This is a genomic window from Microcoleus sp. T3_B1, from assembly GCF_036700445.1.
In the GTDB taxonomy this organism is placed as follows: Bacteria; Cyanobacteriota; Cyanobacteriia; order Cyanobacteriales; family Microcoleaceae; genus Microcoleus.
Genome location: NZ_JAUBOX010000002.1, coordinates 1 through 21,392, shown reverse-complemented (window position 1 = coordinate 21,392; position 21,392 = coordinate 1). Strand labels below are relative to the sequence as shown.

Annotated in this window: 18 protein-coding genes; 9 read left to right on the top strand and 9 right to left on the bottom strand. The window is 46.3% G+C overall.

Going from position 1 to position 21,392, the window contains the following annotated elements; genetic code table 11:
• Positions 1-206: 206 nt before the first annotated feature.
• Entirely contained in the window at positions 207-1,337 is a 1,131-nt protein-coding gene (locus QT990_RS01475; RefSeq protein WP_333138948.1) for an aldo/keto reductase, read from the bottom strand.
• Between the two features lie 5 nt (positions 1,338-1,342).
• Positions 1,343-1,849: a bifunctional nuclease family protein gene (locus tag QT990_RS01470; protein ID WP_015176672.1), complete on the bottom strand. Its 507-nt coding sequence runs from the start codon at positions 1,847-1,849 to the stop codon at positions 1,343-1,345.
• A 639-nt stretch (positions 1,850-2,488) separates the two neighbouring features.
• On the opposite strand from QT990_RS01470, the gene ribE reads away from it, so the two are divergent.
• From ribE to QT990_RS01430, 8 genes are all read left to right on the top strand, one after another.
• Positions 2,489-3,202, top strand: coding sequence for a riboflavin synthase (gene ribE / locus QT990_RS01465; RefSeq protein WP_333138950.1), 714 nt, complete (start codon positions 2,489-2,491; stop codon positions 3,200-3,202).
• Positions 3,203-3,608: 406 nt separating this feature from the next.
• Positions 3,609-4,823 carry a glycosyltransferase family A protein gene (locus QT990_RS01460; protein ID WP_333138952.1) on the top strand — a complete coding sequence of 405 codons (1,215 nt, stop codon included), beginning with the start codon at positions 3,609-3,611 and terminating at the stop codon, positions 4,821-4,823.
• Complete coding sequence (locus tag QT990_RS01455) at positions 4,798-6,594, top strand: ABC transporter ATP-binding protein (protein WP_333307534.1); 1,797 nt, start codon at positions 4,798-4,800, stop codon at positions 6,592-6,594. The genes QT990_RS01460 and QT990_RS01455 overlap by 26 nt, the downstream gene beginning before the upstream one ends.
• A 21-nt stretch (positions 6,595-6,615) precedes the next feature.
• Positions 6,616-7,839, top strand: coding sequence for a glycosyltransferase (locus QT990_RS01450; protein ID WP_333411579.1), 1,224 nt, complete (start codon positions 6,616-6,618; stop codon positions 7,837-7,839).
• 60 nt (positions 7,840-7,899) lie between these two features.
• Complete coding sequence (locus QT990_RS01445; protein WP_333307531.1) at positions 7,900-8,397, top strand: glycosyltransferase; 498 nt, start codon at positions 7,900-7,902, stop codon at positions 8,395-8,397.
• The gene (locus QT990_RS01440; RefSeq protein ID WP_333464829.1) at positions 8,382-8,873 is read left to right on the top strand and encodes a hypothetical protein; all 492 of its coding nucleotides are present in this window, start codon (positions 8,382-8,384) and stop codon (positions 8,871-8,873) included. Before QT990_RS01445 ends, QT990_RS01440 begins: the two co-directional genes overlap by 16 nt.
• Before the next feature lie 46 nt (positions 8,874-8,919).
• Entirely contained in the window at positions 8,920-10,197 is a 1,278-nt protein-coding gene (locus tag QT990_RS01435) for a glycosyltransferase (RefSeq protein ID WP_333411576.1), read from the top strand.
• A 29-nt stretch (positions 10,198-10,226) separates the two neighbouring features.
• The gene (locus QT990_RS01430; RefSeq protein WP_333138961.1) at positions 10,227-10,991 is read left to right on the top strand and encodes a class I SAM-dependent methyltransferase; all 765 of its coding nucleotides are present in this window, start codon (positions 10,227-10,229) and stop codon (positions 10,989-10,991) included.
• Between the two features lie 62 nt (positions 10,992-11,053).
• Here the strand turns inward: QT990_RS01430 and QT990_RS01425 are convergent, their stop codons facing one another.
• From QT990_RS01425 to QT990_RS01415, 3 genes are all read right to left on the bottom strand, one after another.
• On the bottom strand, positions 11,054-12,451 hold the full coding sequence (locus tag QT990_RS01425; protein ID WP_333138963.1) for a hypothetical protein: 1,398 nt from the start codon (positions 12,449-12,451) through the stop codon (positions 11,054-11,056).
• Positions 12,452-12,512: 61 nt separating this feature from the next.
• Positions 12,513-14,033, bottom strand: coding sequence for a glycosyltransferase (locus QT990_RS01420; RefSeq protein WP_333138965.1), 1,521 nt, complete (start codon positions 14,031-14,033; stop codon positions 12,513-12,515).
• The gene (locus QT990_RS01415) at positions 14,030-14,467 is read right to left on the bottom strand and encodes a GtrA family protein (protein WP_333138968.1); all 438 of its coding nucleotides are present in this window, start codon (positions 14,465-14,467) and stop codon (positions 14,030-14,032) included. Before QT990_RS01415 ends, QT990_RS01420 begins: the two co-directional genes overlap by 4 nt.
• Positions 14,468-14,710: 243 nt before the next feature.
• Between QT990_RS01415 and QT990_RS01410 the strand changes: the two genes are divergently transcribed.
• Positions 14,711-16,051 carry a glycosyltransferase family 4 protein gene (locus QT990_RS01410; protein ID WP_333464828.1) on the top strand — a complete coding sequence of 447 codons (1,341 nt, stop codon included), beginning with the start codon at positions 14,711-14,713 and terminating at the stop codon, positions 16,049-16,051.
• A gap of 364 nt (positions 16,052-16,415) precedes the next feature.
• Here the strand turns inward: QT990_RS01410 and QT990_RS01405 are convergent, their stop codons facing one another.
• The 4 genes from QT990_RS01405 to QT990_RS01390 all read right to left on the bottom strand — a co-directional run.
• A complete protein-coding gene (locus tag QT990_RS01405) occupies positions 16,416-16,670 on the bottom strand; it encodes a hypothetical protein (RefSeq protein WP_333138971.1) in 255 nt (84 codons plus the stop codon).
• A 30-nt stretch (positions 16,671-16,700) separates the two neighbouring features.
• Positions 16,701-19,019 (bottom strand): hypothetical protein, encoded by a 2,319-nt coding sequence (locus QT990_RS01400; protein WP_333138973.1) that lies wholly within the window; start codon positions 19,017-19,019, stop codon positions 16,701-16,703.
• Positions 19,020-19,206: 187 nt separating this feature from the next.
• Positions 19,207-20,949, bottom strand: a complete 1,743-nt coding sequence (locus QT990_RS01395) for a peptidoglycan DD-metalloendopeptidase family protein (RefSeq protein ID WP_333138975.1) — start codon at positions 20,947-20,949, stop codon at positions 19,207-19,209.
• Between the two features lie 259 nt (positions 20,950-21,208).
• Positions 21,209-21,392 (bottom strand): hypothetical protein (locus QT990_RS01390; RefSeq protein ID WP_333464827.1); only part of this gene is annotated, 184 nt, incomplete at its 5' end.

Sequence of the window (21,392 nt, the reverse complement as noted above, 5' to 3'; positions counted from 1 at the left end):
AGGTACTTTTTCGCTCAATTTTAGGTTTTCACCCTGGCTCAAAAACCCGGATTTTTGCTTGCAGTATGTAAATTCACTTAAAAACGAGTTTAACCTAATTGTTGCAGGAGTTAAAGAAAAAACTTAGGCAGGGGAAGCCAAAAACCAAGTTTCTGTGCGGTATTTGGTGGCAGGTGCGATCGCCTTTTCCCTTCATCACCTTTTTTTCAATCCCACAACCGCCTGCCTGCTTTGCCGCCCAGTCGCTGGTGAGTATCTTTGAGCAAAGTTGGGATGTCTAACTCTTCGGGACACCGGGGCAAACATTCGCCGCAATCGGTGCAGCGGTTGCCTTTGCTGCCGGGAAACCAGTGTCCGGCATTTTCAAACATGGCGTAGCGGTATTTGCCAAAGTCAGTCATGTCGCACCCGACGGCGAGATTGCGGAGTCGCAATACTTCGGGAATGTTGATGTTTTCCGGGCAAGGCAAACAGGCATAGCACTGGCTGCATTTGTCGGTTTTCAAAGTTGCTGCAATAACCGATTCTAGCCGATCGAACGCAGCGATTTCGGAGTTGGTGAGGGGAAAGTCGCGATCGCAATATTTCAGGGGTTGCTCTAATTCTGTGGCATTTGCAGGGCCCACACTCAAAGTCCCAATCCTAGTATCGCTGAGTAAAAATCGATAGTTCAACTCTAAAGGCGAGAAAGGCGAGCACAATTGTGCGAGAGTTTCCGGGGGCGTGTAGAGTTGCCCTCCTTTATCTGCCGGGGAAATGATGAAAACGCCCATATCTTTGTCTTTGGCGAGTTCAATTGCCGGGGCGTTGCGCTGAAAAAAATAGTAATAATGCAGATTGACAAATTCAAACAAATCTGTATTGATTGCAGCCAAAATCAGATCCAGAGGCCCGTGAGTCGAAAAGCCGACGTGCCTAATGATCCCATCAGCCAGGGCTTTGCGTACAGCTTCCATGCAGCCTGTGGGATCTCGTACAATCGCCAAATGTTCCCAAGTATTCAAACCGTGAATTGCCAGACAATCGATATAGTCTAAATTCAGGCGTTTGAGGGATGCGTCGATGCAGCGTTCCATTGCTGCTGCATCCTCGGTTGGGGAAATTTTTGTAGTGACGTGGAGGCGCGATCGATCGACAGACAAACCCGCCGAAAGGGCCGCGCCAAGATATTCCTCGCTGCAACCGTAACCTGCAGCCGTTTCCAGGTGATTGATTCCCTGAGACACTGCCTGTTGTACAGTCTGACAGGCAGTTTCCTCAGAAGCCAAATAGCGCATGGTTCCCAAGGAAAATACAGACAGGTGCAACTCCGTTTTGCCAAACCGTCGATAGCGCATAAAGTTTAGGAAGTTTCGCCCGGGCCCAAGCCACTTCTCTTAATCAAATCCTCTGGACGGAGGTTTGAGATAAATTCCCGGAAGGCCCGGCGTTCTGCCTCATCAGCATCTCGATCGACCGGTATCGAAGCATCGGCGACGACTTCTTCCATCACCCAGATGGGGCAGTTCGTTCGCAAGGCTAGGGCGATCGCGTCGCTAGGTCGGGCATCGATCTCTTTTTTAACTTCTCCCTGACGGACGATCAGTACGGCATAGAACGTGTTATCTTGCAGCGAGTGAATAACTATGCGCTCCAAGGTAAGACTCCATGCCTCTAAAAAATTGACCATCAGATCGTGAGTTAAAGGCCGAGGAGGCTTGTGGCCTTCGATCGCGCTAATAATAGCCTTTGCTTGCTCCTGACCGATATAAATAGGCAAAGCCCGTCGCTCAGTAGCGTCTCTCAATAGGACAATAGGACTGCGCGTGGCTGCATCTAAGGCAATTCCAGCGACTTTCATTTCAATCATAAAAATGCTCGGTAAGTGGGAAACTCAGAGACTTTAGTCCTGAGAGGGAAACAACATGGGCGGTTTCAACACATTCGACTACGCTCAGTGAGCACCACCTTGAATCCCCTTTCCCCTTTCGGGGGTAGAGGGGTATGGTTGCCCCTCTTTGGAGATATGGTTGTCTCCGGCTCCCTTTCGGGGTAATGTTCGCTTGTCGGTCAATGTTATGAGAGCTTGTTAGACTTGCAACACTGTCGAGCGTGACCTTAAGACTGTTTAATTGCAAATGACAGAGCCCAAAACTAGCGTCGCATTCAAGGAGTGTCGTGACTCAAATAACGTAGCCAGTTAAGGCTGAGGCCCGTCAGCACAGCTTGCTTCGATTGCTCTTACAAGCTCAGTCCCTGGTTTTAGGGCTGGGTTACTGACAGAATTAAGAAACTGCAAGGCGGTAGAAAACTCGGACATAAAGATGACCTAAATCCAGTATGACTCGATCTTCGCCTGAATCTGCAACTGATCTGGGACTATCGATTTTAGATTTGAGATTTTAGATTTTCGATTGACTCCGGGGGACAGGGGGACGGAAAAACCTCCTGCGTCTGGTTTGTGCCTGTGGTTTCATGTAAATAAGCGATCGACTAAGGAAAAATACTTATGTTTACAGGACTAATTCAATCTCTCGGAAAACTGAAGTCGCTAGGCAACGATTATTTCCAAATTTCCTGCACATCAAACAACTCCTACCAGATTTTACAAGATTTAGCCATTGGGGACAGCGTAGCCGTGGATGGAGTCTGTTTGACGGTAGTGGAAGTTTTGCCGCAAGGTTTTGTCGCCGTCGCTTCCCCAGAAACTCTCCGGCGCACTACTCTGGGATCATTCCCCGATGCTTTGGTGAACCTAGAAACCTCCCTGCGCGCCGGTAGCAAATTGGGGGGACATTTCGTGACGGGGCACGTAGATGCGATCGGCACTTTAGCGACATCAACCCAAACCGCCAACGCTTGGGAGATGCGGTTTACTGCCCCACCATCCGCCAATTCGGGATGGCAACGTCAAATCGCACCTTACATCGTTTCCAAGGGCAGCATCGCCGTCAACGGCATCAGCTTAACCGTGGCAGATTGCGATGCTGACGGGAATTGGTTTGAAGTTGCTGTCATTCCCCACAGTTTTGGTGAGACAAACCTCAGCTATTTGCAACCAGGAAGTTTAGTAAACTTAGAAGCAGATATTCTGGGCAAATATGTCGCCAAATTTCTCCGCAGCGGCTCAAAATCCCATCCCGAACCGTGGGAAGAAACCCCGGCAATCAACAGTTTGGGAACAATTACACCAGAATTCTTAGCAGAACACGGATTTATTTAATCAATGAAACAATAAAAATCATTGCTGAACGAAGTAGCTGTGGGCCGAGGAGCATCTCTTTATCATTTAGAATATAACTTTTAGTTGTAAGCTGTTGGGAATCTAAATTGTATTTTTTGGGCGGGCTTTCTGGCCCAACCCCTACTCCCCACAAGAATTTTCTTAAATTTGACTATACAATTTAAATGCACTTCAGCTTAGTCTATCACCATTCTCTTGATTTGCAAAACTCATTGATACGTGCTATATACCATTGACGTTGAACAGAGAATGCGGTACAATTTTTATTAGGGGTTTCTTGGCTATCTCTTCCACCGACTGTGTAAGTCCTGACTGCGACGAGTGTAAGGTAGAGAGGCCAATCTACAAAGCAAAAAAAAAATTTGAAAAACCTTGTTAAAAACCAATGCAGCCAGATTCTCAAAAATCTCCCAATTTACCTCTCGTCTCAGTCATTATCCCTGCATACAACGCTGAGCAATTTATTGAAGAAACTCTCAAATCTGTTCTGGCTCAAACTTATCCAGCCATTGAAGTTTTAGTAGTCGATGATGGTTCCCAGGATCGAACCGCTGAAATTGTCGAAAAAATCAGCCAAAAAGATTCTCGCGTCCAGCTTTTGAAACAGCCCAATGCTGGGGTCGCTGCTGCTCGCAACTTAGGAATTCAGAAGTCGAGAGGAGAATACATTGCCCCCCTTGATGCCGATGATATTTGGTATCCTGAAAACATAGAAAAACAAGTTCAATGTATGATGGAGGGAGAGCCATCGTTAGGAGTCGTCTATTCTTGGTCATTAGATATTGATGAAAAGGGATCTTTAACCGGGGGACTCCGCGCTTTTACGATGGAAGGTGAAGTTTATGCAACCTTAATTTGCCACAACTTTTTAGGCAATGCTAGCGCTTCGATGATCCGGCGTTCTGCTTTAGATAAGGTGGGCTTTTACGCCACTAGCTATATAGAGAAGAGTGCTCAAGGCTGTGAAGATTGGGACTTGTACCTGCGACTGGCAGAATACTATCAATTCGGAGTGGTGCCGGAATTTCTAATTGGATACCGCAAAGTTGACAGCAGTATGTCTAGCAATTATATGGTGATGGCGAAGTCTCACGCATTAATGCTGCAAGATGTAAAGCAACGGCATCCGGAAATTCCCGAGTTCCTACACCGATTGTCAGCCAGTAATTTTTTGATGTATTTAGCACACCAAAGTAGTCGGAATGGCCGCGATCGCACCGCGCTATTTTGGTTATTCCAAGCTTTAAAAGCTGAGTGCATCTCACCGTTGTCCCGTTATGGTTTTTACAGAGTATTGGGGAAGAGCCTTTTAAACCTATTATCCCAGTTTTGGAAACCTCAAGCTGCTCTGGAGACACCTCTGAGTTCACAAGAGCCGCAATCCTCTGACTGTAAACTCAGCAGCCGAGAGCTGCTGGTTGAGAGTCGGCGCAAAAATATCGAATCGATGGTAAGGATTGGGAACATTTTTCACCGCTCAATTTCCCGCATTGTCAAGCGAAATCAAGCAGATATTGACATGCTCCCTCAAGTGAACATTAGCGCCACTCCATCGGCACAGGCAGAGTTGTCTTATGAAAAAAGAGATTCAGGCTATTAAAACTCTGCTTCCCCTCCTCAAGATATACCCTTGGGCCATCCCGGCAATGATTTCCTTGGGTATGCTTGCTTCCCTTTCCGACGGCTTTGGCATTAGCTTATTCATTCCCTTTTTGCAAACTTTACAGCAAGAAGAAACTCAGGCTGTAACTGGCAATTCTTTCATTGATTCTCTGATGAAGATATTCGCTGCTGTCCCTGATAGCTATCGGGTCTTAATCATCCCCTTGTGTATTTTAGTCAGCATCCTCATCAAAAACCTGATTGTCTATAGTAATTCTCTGCTTTTTGCTTGGTTAAATTCGCGAATTAGCAACCGATTGCGCTGCCAAATTTTTAACCAAACTTTAACCGTTAGCTACTCTTTCTTAGAGCGCAGCGAATCGGGAAAGATTATGAATATTTTGGCGACAGAGAGTTGGCAGACTAGCAAAGCTTTGAGTTTGTTTGTTAACTTGATTACGTATGCTTGTACGATTACTGTCCTGGCAACACTGTTGCTACTCATCTCTTGGCAACTCACCTTAATTATCAGTATATCCCTCTTCCTAATTTCGCAGTTCATCCAATTTGTGACGCGCCGAGTCAAACATCTCGCACAGCAAGCTGTAGACGCCAATTCTCAGCTCGCTGTCCGAATGTGGGAAGGATTAGGGGGGATGAGAACCATCCGCTCCTTTGGACGGGAACCTTATGAGCAAGAACGCTTCGATCGCGCTTCCCAGCAGGTGCGAAACACCTTTTTCCAACTCGATATGCTGGGAGGGCTCATCAATCCGCTCTATGAAGTTTTTTCCGCACTCCTCCTGCTAGGAATTTTGGGGCTCGCCCTCCTGCAAAACCAGTCAGCTATGCCAACGCTGCTGACTTTTTTATTCATACTCTACCGCTTGCAACCACAGGTGCAACAGCTAGATGTAGCGAGGCTAGGTTTAATATCTACCGCCAGTTCTGCTGAACTGGTGATGGCTTTTTTAGACACTTCTGATAAACCTTACATCCGCTCAGGTAACGTTCCCTTTGACAAGTTGAAGCAGGCGATCTATTTTGAGTCAGTTTCCTTAACTTACAACCCTGAAGATCGGCCGGCAATAGAGGCTGTCTCCGTCGAGTTCAAACGCGGCCAAACGACGGCTTTAGTGGGGCCATCTGGTGCGGGAAAATCGAGCATTATCAGCCTACTCTGCCGCTTTTACGAGCCAACTTCAGGAGAAATTTATATTGACAACAGCCCCTTACAAGAACTGAATTTAACGGACTGGCGAAAGGGAATTGCGATTGTCAGCCAAGAGGTTCATATCTTTAGCGGGACGGTGAAGGATAATATCGCCTACGGGCGCTTGGAAGCAACGGAGGCAGAAATTTTTGACGCTGCAAAACTTGCCAATGCTCACGATTTCATTAGCCAACTGCCGGAAGGGTATGACACGAAAGTGGGCGATCGCGGCGTTCGCCTTTCTGGCGGACAAAGGCAGCGTATTGCCCTCGCTCGCGCGATTGTCCGCGACCCCGATATTCTAATTTTGGATGAAGCAACGAATGCTCTAGATAGTATTGCTGAAAACTTGATTCAGGAGGCCCTCAACACGCTCAGCCAGAACCGCACCGTCATTGTCATTGCTCATCGCTTATCGACGATTGAAAATGCCGATAAAATTATTGTGATGGAAAATGGCAGGGCGATCGAACAAGGGAACCTCCAGTATTTGCTAAAACTCGATGGCTTGTTTGCCAAGCTTTATCACCTGCAACACCGCAACTTACAAAACTAATAGGAATTTGGTGAATCACTTATGCCTTATCCGATTATTGACATTGAAGTGACACAGCCCCTTCCCACTCTGACAATTTCTGAGGAAGATACAGGAATTGCCTTAGTGGTGCGGCGAAAAGATAAAGCTGTTGGTTTGATCATGCAGCCTCTTCCTCCAAAGAGCGTCCTTTATCCTGAAGATTTAGCTAAAATGATTGAACGGGAAGTCGGCGCTAAGTTACTTCAGGAAGCGATTAGAGAAGAGTTAAATCCTACCGAAAAAGGCGATACTTTTCCCTCGCTCACAGTGGCAATTTGTACGAAAGATCGGCCGGAAAACCTGGCCCGGTGTCTGCAACATTTACTCAAGTTGCAAACACCTATTTCCGGTGAAAATCTTAACTTTGAAGTGTTAGTAATTGATAATGCACCTTCTAATGAAAAAACAAAAGAATTGGTAGACTCCCTACCAGGAGTTCGCTATGCCAGGGAACCAAAACCCGGTTTAGACTTCGCTCGCAATCGCGCCTTGCAGGAAGCAACTGGGGAAATATTAGCTTTTCTAGATGATGATGTCACGCCCGATCGCCAATGGCTGAACGGATTGAGGGAAGCTTGGGCCGAAAATCCCGATGCGGGTGGTTTTACAGGGTTAGTGCTACCTTATGAGTTAGCCACTGAAGCCCAAATTTTATTTGAAAGTCGGGGCGGTTTTCGGCGCGGATTTGAGAAAATTCGTTATGGCAAAATATTGCCTCACAATCCGTTATACCCCTGTGGTGCAGGCATATTTGGAGCTGGCTGCAATATGGCATTTCGCCGCGATGTTTTACTCAAACTAGGGGGATTTGATGATGCACTCGATACAGGTGCGCCCCTCCCCGGCGGTGGCGATTTAGATATTTTTTATCGAGTTGTTCGCGCTGGCTATCCCCTCGTCTATGACCCTCGCTATCTGGTGTTTCACCAACACCGCCGGGAATATGAAAAACTGCGCCGCCAGTATTGGACTTGGGGGTTAGGTTTTATGGCTTTTGTGATAAAATCCTATCAGACCGATCCTGCCAAGAGATCGCAGCTAATCCGGCTGATCGCTTGGTGGATGGGCTATCAGTTAGATGAATTGCAAAAGAGTATTAGGGGCTGTCATCCTTTGCCCCCAACGATGATTTTAGCTGAAATGTGGGGTGGGATCGTAGGGCTTTTTGGCGAGTACCCCCGTTCTTTAAAACGTATCGAGCAGATTCGGCGGCAATTTGCCTAAAAAAAGGAGATTTGCTTCAGAAATCTATTTCTCGTTCCATGCAGGAAACGACAATTAAATATGACTAAGCTTCCGCCCATTGATATCGTCATCTGTACTTATAACAATGCTCCTCTTCTCAACAAAGCTCTATCGGCCCTTGCCCAACAGCAAGTGTCGCCCGAATTAGAGTGGAAGGTGTTAGTGGTCGATAATAACTGCACGGATAACACGCAGGAAGTTGTCGAAAAATATCGAGTGTCGGGAACAATTCCCTACCTTTCTACAGGCTCAGAAACACAGCAAGGATTAACCTATGCGCGCCACTACGGGGTTCAAAATACAACGGCTGATTGGATTGCTTTCGTAGATGACGATTGCTTCCTGGCAGAAGATTGGGTGGAGCAAGCTGTTAAATTTGCTGCGACTCATCCTGACTGCGGCGCTTTTGGTGGGCGAGTGATTTTAGATTGGGAAACTCCACCGCCTAAATATGTATTGAATTATGGTTACTCCTTCGCACAACAAGAACACGGCACAGAACCCAAAAAAAATCTTGTCTCGTGGGAGCAGGATTAGTGTTGAATAGAGGAGCTTTGGCACATACTGGTTGGATTGATAAACCGTTACTTCACGATCGCATCGGCACCAAGCTGATATCAGGGGGAGATGTGGAAATTGCTTTGCGGATTTATGGTGCGGGATACGATCTTTGGTACACTCCTGATTGCCAGTTAAAGCACTTTATTCCAAGTAGGCGTACTTCTCAAAAATACTTGATAGATATTAACTATGGTCTAGGGACTTCTCAAGTTTTGGGCGATTCTCTTCTCTGGTCGGGTTCTTATCAAGATTGGTTGTTTAAATTTATTTGGGATGGGGTAAAAGCTTCCCAAAATATCGTAATTCAATCTTTAAGAACGGCTTTGGGGCGAATGAATCCGGCGGAAGTGGAGATCAACAAAAGTTTTGTGCGGGGTAAGTGGGCCGGAATTAACCGGATGATCCGCATGAACCGGAGGAACGCCGAGAGTTCTTGGGTCGGGCAAAATTAGTCGGTTAGCCACCCGATAAATCTATTGCTACTTTGAGGTAATTTCTGTGAGCAACTCCTGGAAAGTTATTAACGTAGAGCTAAGTAAAGCCATTCCTGACTTGCCTTTAATTCCTGGTTATGGGGGCATTTACACTGTATTTTGGTGGCATAATATACCCCTTGGTCAACAGGAGATTTTAGCCGCTCAGTTGCCAATGTCAGCAACAGAATTGACTAATTTAGCGGTACAAGCAATTACTCCTACCATCGGTAGCCATTTGCTAGAGCAAGGTTTTAAAGCAGCTTTGCCAGTTATTTCCAAGAATCCGGCGCGCGATCGCCCCCCTGAGTTCCAAGCTCTAATGGCTTTGGAACAACCTCTTGCAAAGCTTGAGCAACACTTTTCACACTTAAATAGTGAAACTGTTTCTGTTGTGATCTGTACTCGAAATCGACCAGAACAATTAGAGCGATGTTTGCAATCCTTCCAAAACTTATCCCATCTCCCCCACGAAATTATTGTTGTTGACAATGCTCCTAGTTCAGACGCTACGCAGCAATTAGTTGCCAAAATACCAGAGGTTAAATATGTCTTAGAACCTCGCCCTGGTTTGAGCGTGGCCCGCAATACTGGCATCCATCACAGTACAGGCAATATAATTGCTTTTACTGATGATGATGTGATTGTTCATCCTGATTGGATTGCCAGAATTGCCCAAAGTTTCCAGGGCGATCGCGTCATCGCCATGACGGGACTTATTCTACCAGCAGAACTTGAAAATGAAGCCCAATTGATCTTCCAAAAAGGTCATACTGGCTTCGGATGGGGATACCGCCCTACAACCTTTGATACTCAATTTTTTGAGGAAATGAAGCCGTTCGCTGTCCCCGTTTGGCGCATTGGTGCAGGGGCAAATATGGCGTTCCGGCGCGAACTTTTTGATAAAATTGGATACTTTGACGAACGGTTGGGTGCAGGCGCTTCTGGGTGTAGTGAAGACTCTGAAATTTGGTATAGAGTGCTTGCCGAAGGCTGGTTTTGTCGCTATGAACCAACAGCGGTCGTTTACCACTACCACCGCGGCGATCTGGATAGCTTAAAACACCAAATGTATCACTATATGCGCGGACATATCGCAGCGCTTTTTGTGCAGTTTGAAAGGTACAAACACTGGGGCAACTTGCGTCGCGTTTTCATCGCTTTGCCTAGATATTATGTCAAGCGATTCATCATAGGATCGTTGACAGGATTTAGAGGGGTCAATAAAACGCTCTTTTCTGAGGCGTTAGGCTGTTTGGCTGGAGTACAATTTTATATCCAGAATCAGAGTCACAAAAATTAGTAATTTTTGGAGTTTATAGGAAAAAAACAATGGTAGCAATTCATCCGTCAGAGACAAGAGGAAATAAAGAAAATTTGGGTCGTTTTTTATCCCGCAACCCCTTTCCGCATGGTTTGACTCAAGGATTCTTTTATCGGGAAAAGATGCGAGCAATTTACCGCATTGCCCCTGACGTTCCCTGTAAAGAAGTATTAGAAGTCGGAGGCGGTCAAGGCGGCTTGACGGCTTTACTCTATCCGCAAGCACAGATTACCAACATTGACCTCGATCCTAAATATGCAAATGCCCCTTGTAACCAACAAGAAAAAGTCCGCTTCATCTGCGGTGATGCCACGAATTTACCGTTTGAAAATGAATCATTTGATATAGTAACGATGTTTGACGTGATCGAGCACGTTCCCGACCATCAAAAAGCAATCTCAGAAGCGCTGCGAGTGCTCAAACCCAAGGGATTTTTATTAGTGAGCACTCCCAATGAAAATTGGCGGTTTCCCTACTATGGATTTATGAAACCACTTTGCCCACCGGAAGCGGAGGTGATGGCAGAATGGGGTCATGTCCGGCGCGGCTATACGATCGATGAACTGACAGCATTAATTGGTTTTCCTTGCCAAATCTCTGCGACTTTTATTAATCCATTGACGGTACTTTGTCATGATGTTGCTTTCTCCCGTTTATCTTCTCTCAAGCGCCAATTTTTTTGTACTGCACTCACTCCTTTAACCTGGGTGAGCTATTGGCTGCATAAACCTGAATCATTGGGGACGGAAACTGCATACGCTTGGCAAAAGTAGGGAGAAACATCAGGCGGAAGGCAGGAAATGGTGCGTTCGCAGAGGCGCTGTTAAAAACTGATTTACTGGGCAATATTTTTATCGGAATCATTAACCGTATCTTCTCGCATTTGAGCAAAAACTCCTACTCGAGCTTGGTAAAGCATCTGCATATTATCTGCCAATTCCCGATCGCTCCACCAGTGAACCAGAGAATCTCGGTGACGCTTAGCGAGGAGCGATCGAGGAATTCCATTAGCAATATCTTGCTCAACTGAGTCCATGACACCATCATACCAATTGCCAAACATCTGAAACCCAGCTAGGGTATTTAAAGGAAGCAGTAGCAACATCCCTAAAAACAGTCCCCACTGAACAATTTGTTGCCATTTTCGAGAGCCGTACAATTCCCAAATAAAGAAGGTTGTACATAGCATGGGAACTGCAAACATCACGTATCGCATGGGGAATCCTTGAGATGGAATCAGTCCAGCTCTACCATAGCCTACTGCTAAGGAATAAACACCGAAAACACCACATAATAAGAGCATTGTCAAGGCTCGCTGTCTCTCCAAACCTTGATGGCTTACAATGCCTAAAATGACTACTCCCAAAGTAGGCATGAAAATCCCAAAGGCTATCAATACAAAAAAACTCCACGAATAAGCAGCAACGCCTCCGAAACTGTAAGCTAAAAATTTAGCAACTGTCTGGAGTGTGGGCCCTAAACCGGGACTGGGGGGATTCCAAGTGGGACGTTGATAGCCAATAAAATATACACCTATTAAACACAAGGCAATCGCTGCCAAACTGATTGAAATAATACTCGCCGATCGCTGTTTATCTTTGGAATCCGTAGCGTAGAAGTTGATAAAGCCACGATAGATGAACCAAGGTGCGAGCAAAGGAACTAATAACAACCCATTCGCTCCACAAAAGGGAAGTGCAACCAAACTCACCCCACCGATTGCTACTGCTAAAGGCGTTGTCAGAGTGGGTTGAATGACAAAGACAAAGACTATAATGTAGGTGAGGGCAGTAGGCAAGACTTGGGTAAACTGCCAACTCCAAAACAGATTAGGCCAATTGCTGATATTCAATAAAGCAATGGGAAAAAAGGCATCCGCATAGCTGGTTTTTCCCCCTCGCAAAGATCGAGCGACTTGAATGGCAGCCGCAGCAACAAAAGCGAATGTCACGACATTAAGTACCATCCCTGAACGAAAATCACCCTTAGTAAACTTGAGCAAAGTTAACAAAATTAGGCGTGGTAAAGGGATACGATGTTCATTATTCTGCTGCCATAACCAACTAACTAGGTGGGGTTCATGTCCTGTCAAGGGCTTAACCAACAACCAATCTTCGGCCAGGGGAATATTTCTCCCATAGTTCGCTAAACAGATGAAAGCAGCGATTAGCATTGCTAACCAAATACCCCAGACAAATAGCTTGGAGTTGCGATCGCTGGAAACAATAGACATAGAAGTATAGTCCTAATGTACTGTTAATCACGAGATTTTGAACTGGCGAGTGATGATTTTGTTAGCGCCTTTTCTTGAACAGATTTTTTAACCACAATTGCCACAAAACTTGCCCATATCCCCCACCTACTCGGATCAGTCGAAACGATGAAATTCCCATATCTGGGGTACGATTAATCCAAGAAATGGGAACTTCAATGAGTGAATAACCTTTCAAAAGAGGTTGCAGTCCTGTCTCTGCATTGATGGCAAATCCTGGCTGAGTAAGTTCTAGGTTCTCAACTACCTCTCGCCGCATGAGTTTGAGATTATTGGTTAAATCCCGAAAATTTCGCAGGAATAATATCTGTGCCAAGAGATGAAATCCTCGATTGACAATTATTTTAGATAAAGGGTAATTAAGCAATACGCTATGGCGGGAAAATCGACTGCCCACTACTACATCATAGCCCTGATTTGCCTTGTCAAACAAATCGCGAATTTCTGGAAGAAGATGCTGAAAATCACAATCCATTGATAAAATATACTGCCCTGTCGCTACTCGATAGCCATCTGCAAGCGCTCTTCCTACGCCATTGGGTGGAACCCGGAAGACAGGTTTAATCAAGGGATCTGCGTCTGCTAAACGTTGAATTACTTCACGGGTTCTATCTTGACTATTGTCATCGACGGGAATAATTTCGTGGAGATAATCGCCAAAAAAAACCTTGAGTCGAGTAATTAGGGGTTCGATGTTCATCTCCTCATTATGGCAGGGAATGACGACAGAGACTGCTCCCCGTAACTGCTCGTGTTCACACAGAGAGATTTGGGGACTGTTAATAACTCTAGGTGGCTTTTGAGCATGAATGAGAATTGATCCCGCCAGGGTCTTTAACCCAGGAGTATTTTCGAGAATAATCGAAAGATTTCGTAATAGCCAAATCAAGTCTTTGGTGAGGGGAGCATAAACAAAATCGTTGAAAATAGCAAAGATTCTAATAAAGCCAATTTCGGAAATTAGTTCATATAATTCTGGACGATTGAGGAGTTTTCTGGGGTCTTTATTTCCAAAATTTTGAGAAATAAATCGACGTAATCTCAGAACGATATTCCAGGGATTACTGTCATAAAAAATGACTTGACCGCCCGGATTTAGAAGTTCATAAACTTTTTGGAGAAACCAGCCGCTATTTCGCTTATCCAATAAATCCATTGCCACAATCAAATCAAAATGTCGTCCTTCAAGGGTTCCTGGGATAGACATTGCATTGATAAACTCAACTGAAGAAACCAAAGTATCTGGTTTAGGGAGTTCGGTAAAGGTAACTGCTGTGATCGGATTTTCTCCGCGAGATACGGTGAGAAGTTGTTCTGTAAAAAGACCTTCGCCACAGCCAATTTCTAAGATGGTTTGACCCGGAATTAGGTGAACTAGATGACGGAAAGTTTGCGCTCTCCAGAGGAGTCTATCTTGATAAATGGCATCGCGCTTTTTCCAATACTGATCTCGATACTGCTCTCGAATCCCTAAAATTTGACTCTGGAGTAGATCTGGATCGTCTTGGGTAGGTGGTATGTTTGCAGAATTGATTTTAATCATTTGCTATCTCCCGATTGAGCAGAATTTTTATTTTTTGTGAAGACCCATTTTTCACTGATAACATAGTTGATAACAGATCCGAGAATAATCCCCGTTAAGGTATTAATTTGATAATTCACTTTTAACCCCTCTAAAATAGGGAAAACCAAGAAGCTTCGAGTAGCGACAACTAATCCACAAGAGATGTGGTAGCGAGGGATCTGCTGCCCTAAAATCTCTTGCCAACTTGAGTGATGACTTACCAAAACCCACGTTCGATAAACAAAAAAACTAAATAATAAAGAAATTTCAATCGAAATAATATTGGCAACATTGCGGAGAATTTGTGTGTTAAATTTCCAAGTTGCGATAATAAGATAAATTAACACAACATTGAAAATTGCTGTAATAATCCCACAAATTAAATATCTAAAAATTCGTTGTTTAGATTTCACTCTAGCTCGAGTCCTAATTTTTTTATAACTTGCTAGTTTTGTTCGGTCAAGTGACTTTTAAAGTTTTACATCCTTTTTATAAAAAAGTTCCAACGCTCGCTCGCTCAAAGTTGAGCCTCTCGTTCAACGGCTACTCATCCCGTAACATTTCTGTAGATCGGGGATTGCGTATGTATCTATTTGATCCCGTGCCTTATTTAGTTGTTTACTGGATATTATATAATGAGCATTGATAAAAAGTAAATGAAGTTTGATAATAGCCCACCAGAACCAACGATCGCCCTCCTGCACTGGGGCGATTTAATCGAAGATTTTTTAGATACCATCGGGGTTTCCTTTGAAGCTTTTTGCAACGAAATGACGGGGGGTTGGATGTTTGGCTACATTGAGGCGCTGCGACGGGCAGGGGTGCGGACAGTGTTATTCTGCATCTCTGGTAGCGTGGCTGAACCCGTGCGCTACACCCACAAAGACACAGGAGCAACAATCTGCACCCTGCCGGCACCTCAACTTTACCAAGCTGTCCGCCGCCAGATGGTTAACCCTCAAGGGTGGACGGTTCAGGATATGTTTGGAGAGGTTCGAGGCCTGGGCCGTCTGATGTTGGCAGGAGTGAAAAGCGTTACTCCTTACCTGGCTACACCGCTGGGGTTGCTGGCTGCAGAACTGCGACGAGAAAACTGCCAAGCGATTCTCTGCCAAGAATACGAGTACCCGCGCTTCGACGCTTGCACTTGGTTGGGGTGGCGGATGGGGCTGCCTGTTTTTGCCACGTTTCAGGGGGGCGATTTTCAGGTTAGTCCTTGGGAAGGTTTGTCGCGCCCGATCGCCCTCAAAGCGAGCGCGGGTTTAATTATTGCTTCGCAAACCGAGGTACAGCGCGTGCAAAGTCGCTATGGCGTGCCTCCTGCCAAGATTGCCCGCATTTTTAACCCGCTGGATTTGGAACTGTGGCGGCCAATGGATCGCGCTGAAGCTCGGCAACTGCTGGGTTTTCCCGGTGACGCTGAAATTGTCGCCTGTCACGGGCGGATTGACATCCGCCGCAAGGGGTTAGATATTTTGCTGGAAGCTTGGGAAGGGATCTGTCGCGATCGCCCAGGCCGAGATTTGCGGCTGTTGCTGGTGGGGACTGGTAGCGACGCGGAGGAATTGAGCCAGCGAATCGCTCAGATGCAGCTTTCGGGCATTGTTTGGGTGAATGAATATGTGCGCGATCGCGCTTTGATGCGACAGTACCTCTCGGCTGCTGACGTTTATACTTTGCCTTCTCGGCATGAGGGGTTTCCGGTTGCACCGCTGGAGGCGATGGCTTGCGGGTTGCCCGTTGTGGCTGCTGACGCGCCTGGAGTGCCTGATATTTTCGAGGGGGGCGAAGCTGACGGCGGGATCGTTGTGCCCCGTGAGGATGCAACCGCTTTGGCAGGGGGGATCGGTCGGGTTTTAGACGATCGGGCGTGGGGGCGGGAGTTGGGCAAGCGCGCTCGCATTCGGGTGGAAACTCATTTTTCTCTGGAGGCGATCGGTGTGCAACTGCGCCAGTTTTTGTGCGATCGCTCTTTAGGGCACATTCCGCATATCTGACTCGCAGCACTGGGAATGCTGGAAAAATCCCCGCCCGAAAAATTTATCTCCGCCTAATTTTTCGGGTTTTATTGTCACTTTTTGTGCCAATTATCGGAGACTTAATAAATTTTACTTAACGGATTTTTTTAATATATTCATTCTTTCAACTAAGCAATTTATTCTGGGATGGTGACAAAGATGTCTAGGAACTAGAACGACTCAGGGTTTCTCCCTGTATACGCTGTTGATAAAAGCTAATTTTATTACGAGCTAACTTGATTAATTATTGCACAGGTTCAGAAGATTGTTCCAGATAATTTACCCGCTGCCATCCATCTCAACCAAGGCCAAATCTACTCCCTATTCGGTGTTTTTGGCTCGGTTATTTACTGCGAGATACATATCTTTGCACCTGCATTTTATGAATATTAGTTCCTTCAAATCCAGCATTTTGAGAACTGAAAAATGCCGCGCGATCGCCTATAGCATTATAGTAGCTGTAAAGGTAATCGATCAGTTGCTGGCTGCCAGTAGAATAGATATTATCCGGCAGCGCGTTTACCGTTAGACCTCCGATTAAGCAGTGTGGTGTTTCCACAAATCGATTTTCCCGATTTTGCAGCCAATCTGCCGCCACTGAACCGTATTGAATTATAACTGCTATATTTTAATTTTTCAAGCGATACAACACCGACTCAGTATTAAAATCTTTTCCGAAAACTTGTTGCAGCGGGCCCTGGGCACTTGTCAGCCAAGATAGAGCTTTTCTGGTAGCTGCGTCTGTCCCAGTATGGGGCCCGAATCCCACAGTCCTAATTTTATTTCGCCGGAGGTTGTCAATCCATGCCGAAAGTCGATCGGCTCTAAACGGCACAGATAAAACTTGTCTGTCCAAATTTCTCCCATAAAACAGGTAGCTGCGGGAACTTAAAAAGAAGCCTATTCTTTCATCAGGTACTGTATTTTTATCAATATATTCGTAAATACCGCGATACAGTTCGGTGCGTGCAAAATCTCGCTTTTCCCTCCAATGACCAATTACTATCAATCCTATACAGACACAAATTATCACTATGTAAATCGATTTTTTTCGAGTGGGAAATAGATGACTCAGCCCTCTATAGCCAGGATTGATTTTCCACAATATCGCAGCCAGCGTCACTGACACAAGATAAAATATCGGATCTCTTAATATATCTTGCCAACTGGGGCCTAATATTTTCCCGATAGTATTAATAGCTTGTATTGGGTTAGACTTAAAATTGTCAATCAACAAACTTCCCCAAACAATACTATCTCCGGTGAAAGAAGCATTTTTAATATAATCAAAAATTGTGTTGCTAGTAATTCCGAACAAACCACTAACCAAAACCACTGCCAGAACTACTTGATTTGGAGTTTTTATCCGAGTTGCTGTAGCTGCAGCGGCTATGCCCAGCAAGCTTAAAAAGGGAAAACCGTATCTGAGATTAAAACCCAGTAAAGGGCTGATTTGACCGATAGAATCTCCCGCAGTACCTGACGTGTAAGGTGTAATTAAATACAGAATTCCGGTGCTGGCGAGAACTACAATTAAAATGATATTATTTTGATTGATTGTTCTGGTTTTACCTCTGATAAAAGCCAGAGGTGCTGCCAATACCTGAAGTGCGATCGCCAGAAAGGGCAGTTGCAATCTCATGATAATTTGTAAACCTAGAGTTTGCCAGTGGGAAATATTGGTGGGATTAAATTGAGCTGCTAAAGTGCTTTGCCAAGCATTGAAAGACGGCGAAGCGAGCGGCACAAGTAGGATAGGTGCGGGCTGCTGTACGGGAGGTATTGGCGTAGTTACTGGAGACTGTAAGGGAACAGGCTGTAAGGGAACTTTAATATTGCTGGTATCGGCGACAGGATAATTGATGTGCAGCAAGTTTCTCGCATACCAAAAACCTCCTAAAAACAAGCAACAAGCTAGGCCGCACAGCAAGACTGGTTTGATAAAGTGGCGAATTCTAAAATTAGCTGGTGTGGAATTTTTATTAACCGCGAATCTTTTAATTTCTAAGATGGCTAATCCTACTAAAAGTGAGGCTGCATAGACTATCCCCGTGATTTTTATTCCGGCTAGCATTCCTGCGGCTGCCAAAAATAGGGATAGTTCGGATTGCGATCGGCTGCTATGATAGGATAAACCTAGATACAAACCCGCTGTAAATATTGCAGCTAGCGGTAAATCGGGGTGAATAGTGTTAACTTGGTTGAGAACCATCGGTACTGTCAATACTAAAGATGCTGCTGCCATACCGTGAATTCGGGTGGCTCCAAATTTTACGCTCAATAGATAAACGGCAATTCCCTCAAGTACCCACGCAATTAGCAGGGGAAAAGCTGTGAGAAAATCTTCTCGGAAGGGGAGCAAACACAAAGCCGACAAAACGTGCCAATTGTAGGGATATACTCGTGCTTGCTCCTGATCGAAAATCCAATTTCCGGCGGGATCTAATAATGTAAATGAATGGGTTTGATACCATCGGGCGATCGCAGGCAGGTGAAACCACAATGAGTCATAATTGGTGGTGGGTTTGCTTGCTAGAGTGTCCCACAGCACCAATCCTGCAACAGCGGTGGCAACAATAATTAGGCGTTCGGATTTGCCCAGAGGTTGCTTGAGTTTGGGAATCTGCCACTGCGAGAAGGTAAAAGCTCTGTGGTTTTTGGTATAAATCAGGATTACGCCCATCGCACCAATCAGAATTTCTGCTATAATGACCGCAGAAATATTTAGTCGCTCGGCACTTCCTAAAATCAAGCCGATACATACTTGTACAATGCTCCATCCCGTCAGGAGTACGAGGAGAAAATGGGGAAATGAATAGTTCTTGTTTTCGTTCTGATTCTCGAAGGCCAGAGACAAGCTTAAGGGAATCGGGCAGACTACAATAATCAGAAATAAAATTAATTCCCACAAATGCTGCGCTATTAGCATAAGCTGCAAGTTACCCATTTTTATTGGTTTTTCTTGGTTCCGAGGTTTTTTCTGGTAAAGAGAAATCCATCGGATCTGATATCAACACATCTTAAACCATGCTCAGCAACAGGCTAGGAGGGCCCATTCTACAAAACATCAATTTTCTTGCGTGGCGGGCGAATAGCCCGCCCCTAAAAAAATTAATCTATCCCAGCCGGCATTTTTACCTGTTAGCTTGCTTCTGAGTTTTGGGTTTGACTGCTTCGGGCTCTTTGGGCTTAGAAGTGTCAGCTTTTAACAGTTCCGGGAATGGCGGCTGGAGGTTGTGAACTTCGATGTCCATTCCCAGCGGCAGAGGTGGAAGCTGGGGCAGATCGTTTTCCAAATCCTTGAGTCCGCTAGCGGTTTGTATTTCCACCATTTTCGGCATTTGCGGTACTTTGGCGGTTTCCAAACTGCCGATCATTTTTGCCAGAGCGAATTCTAGCTGAGAACCCGGGTCGATCGCCACCCAACCCTGGTCAGTCATTTGCCGAACCTCGAAGTGGAGGTGAGGCCCTGTAGACATTCCCGTACTGCCGACGCGGCCGATAGTCTCTCCCTGTTTCACCCACTCTCCCGGTTTCACAAACAGTTCCGAAAGGTGAGCGTAGAGAGTTTCCTGAGACTTTTTGTTGTGGTTGAGAACCACAGTCAAACCGTAGCCACCCAACCAATCTGCGATCGCCACTTGACCCGCATAGGCTGCCAGTACGGGCGTTCCCATCGGGGCCCCCAAGTCAGTTCCGGTGTGAAACCGGCCGTAGCCCAGAACTGGATGAGTCCGCCACCCAAACGGCGAAGTAATTGCCGAAGCAATAGATAGCGGAAACAGCAAGCTGGTGTTGCCATTTCCGGGCAGGCCTGCGGGACGCGGCGTGAGATTGTAGTAAGCAAAACCGGTATTGCTGCCGCTGCTGACACTAACCGCACCGACTTGAACCGGCCCGAGTCCCATGCTGGGCGCTGGAGCGCCGCCGCCGTAAGATGCAGATCCGGCATAATACCCCGCGTCTGCCGAGTATCCAGCGTCTGCGGAGTAGCCGATGTTAGCCGAGTAGCCGGTGTCTGCCGAGTAGCGTGGGGGTGCGTAAGCAGATTCCGGCGGGTTTGAACTCCCCCAAACCTGGCTGCCTATTTGTTGAACGGCTTGACCGAGTTTACTGACAGGATTCCCGCTACTATTTCCGGCAACAGTTTCCCGAACCTCGCCCGGAAGGTTTTCTTGCCGATTTCGAGGAGGAGGGGCTGCAATATAGCCGCCGTCTGCGATCGGAGTTTCCTGTCTGTAGTTGGGTTCTCCTGCATCTGCAGTCACTGGCTCGGAAACAGCAGGAGGCGCGCACAAACCGCCACCTCCTTCGCAGCCGGTTGATCGTTCTGCAAACTCTATGGTTGTTGGCGCTTGGTACTCGCTGGTAGCGCCAACGCTGTAGTCTGTTTGGTCGATTTCAGCGTGGGCTGGGTTAACTGGCGCTTCAAAAGGCGGCTCTTGGGCCGTCGCTTCTGGCAGGGGAATCAGCGCGGGTTCCGGCAGATAATATTGGGTGGGAGGTGGTTCGGTGGCGTACTCAGGCTCTGACGGCGGTGCGGCATCGAAAGGCTCGGACGGCGGGACTTCTGCCTGCGGTTCAGGGTATGGTTCTGGCGACCCTTGGCTGAATTCGGGTTCAGGGGGCGGGAGAGGAGCTTCAAATAATGGCTGGAGGTCTGCTGCGCCGGGGACGGCTTGTTCTGCTGGCGGAATTTCGGCTTGGGCCCAAACTAAGCCTTTGCTGAGCAGTCCCAGACTGGCAAGACAACCCAGTCCCACCAGCAGTGAGCGATCGGACAAAAGGCGCGATCGACTCCGGGCGCCTGTAGGGTTCTTTTTTTGCTGTTTGGTGTTCAAATGGGCTGTTATTTGCTTGTCTGGAACTGGTTTCACGATTTTTTTTCCCAACTCAACAGGGGGCACAAGGATCTCGAAGTCAGGATCGAATGTATGGCAATCCTTGTCTTTATATACAGGCTTAACTGATTTTACCGGGCTTGAGGCAATTTTTTTGCACATCGAATAAGTCGAATGCCACGGGGTAGAGTCGCGATGGATACCCTGGTTTTTTCGACCCTGATTGCACCCGTAACTCGTCTGTGACGGTCACACCGATGATAGCGCTTTGGCGTTCGTTTATGTTAATTAGTTACTAAAATTTTGCTCTCGGGTGGTGCAAAATTTTGGTGGCGTCCGCCGGAGTTAAGCGCCCAGGAATGGGTATTTTTTGATTAAAGCCGATCGTGCGTTTAAACTCAGATGTTGCACCATTGTCAATAAGCTTTTTATGAACAGGCTTTTCGGCCTGTTCCACAAAGAGTGAATTTTCTTGTGGA